This is a genomic window from Bradyrhizobium sp. UFLA05-153 (assembly GCF_054185185.1).
In genome coordinates this window covers 1,480-2,680 of record NZ_JBBIAM010000277.1, presented here as the reverse complement: position 1 = coordinate 2,680, position 1,201 = coordinate 1,480, and the positions used below count along the sequence as shown (strand labels likewise).

Genomic DNA, 1,201 nt, shown 5'->3' with positions numbered 1-1,201 from the left:
GTACGCACACGTCGAAGGCCGCCTGATTGACGCATGCGCGCGGGCACGGCGAGGTCTATGATGGCGTTGGGTGAAGGTCAGGCGGCTCGCTGATCGGTGGGCTTGTCGGCTTGGCGCAGGAGCTTCCATTCCCAGGGCAGCAGCTCGTGCAGACGCAATGTGGGATGATCGGCGATACGGGCCAGGACGTCGGCGAGCCAGGCCTTGGGATCGACGTCGTTGAGACGACAGGTCGTGATCATCGTCAGCATGATGGCGGCACGGTCGGCACCACGCTGGCTGCCGGCGAAGGTCCAGTTGCGCCTTCCCAAGGCGATGCCTCTCAATGCGCGCTCAGCGCAATTGTTGGTCAAGCAGATTCTGCCATCGTCAAGGAAGTGGGCGAAGTCGTCCCAGCGCCTGAGCATGTAATTCATGGGCTTCAGAACCTCGGCAGAGCGCGAGAGGGTTTCGCGCTCGCGGAGCAACCAGGCGTGCATGTCGTCGAGAAGTGGCTTGCTCTTTTCCTGGCGCATGGCGCGCCGCTCGTCGGCGCTACGGCCATTGATGGCGCGCTCGATCTCGAACAACGCATCCAGGCGCCTGACGGCCTCCAGCGCGATCGGAGAGACCGGTTTGCCTTTCTTACCTTCCCGGACATTCTTCTCGATGTCAGCCAGCTCGAAGAAGCCCCGCCGCGCATGAGCCAGGCAAAACGCCGGTGTGATCGGCGTCGCTTTCTTTCGCGGATCGAACAACGGCTCGAAGCCGCTGTAGCAATCCGCCTGCAGGATGCCGGCGAAGGCGGCCAGATGCCTCTGCGGGTGTTCGCCTCGTCGGTCGCTCGAGGCGTAATAGACCGCCGCCGGCGGCGCGGGCCCGGCGAAGGTCCGGTCATCCCGCACATAACTCCAGATCCGCCCGGTCGTGCACTTGCCCTTCGCAAGGATCCGGATGGTGGTGTCATCGCCATGAAGGCGCTCGGCAGCGAGCGCATGACGTTCGATCAAGTGGAAGAGCGGCATGACGGCGAAGGTCCCGTGGCCGACCTGATCCGCCAGAGTCGACAACGACAGGTCGATCCTCTCGGCTTTAAAGCGCGCACTCTGGCGATTGAGCGGGATGTGCATGCCGAACTTGTCGAACAAGATCGTCGCCAGCAATTGCGGGCCGATGAAGCCGCGCGGCGTGGCATGGAACGGCGCCGGCGGCTGGCTGATCC

General features: G+C 63.9%; 1 protein-coding gene. It reads right to left on the bottom strand.

The window, feature by feature from the left end; all coding sequences use genetic code 11:
- Positions 1–77 precede the first annotated feature (77 nt).
- Positions 78–1,201 (bottom strand): IS66 family transposase (gene tnpC / locus Q2941_RS51220; protein ID WP_458197489.1); only part of this gene is annotated, 1,124 nt, incomplete at its 5' end.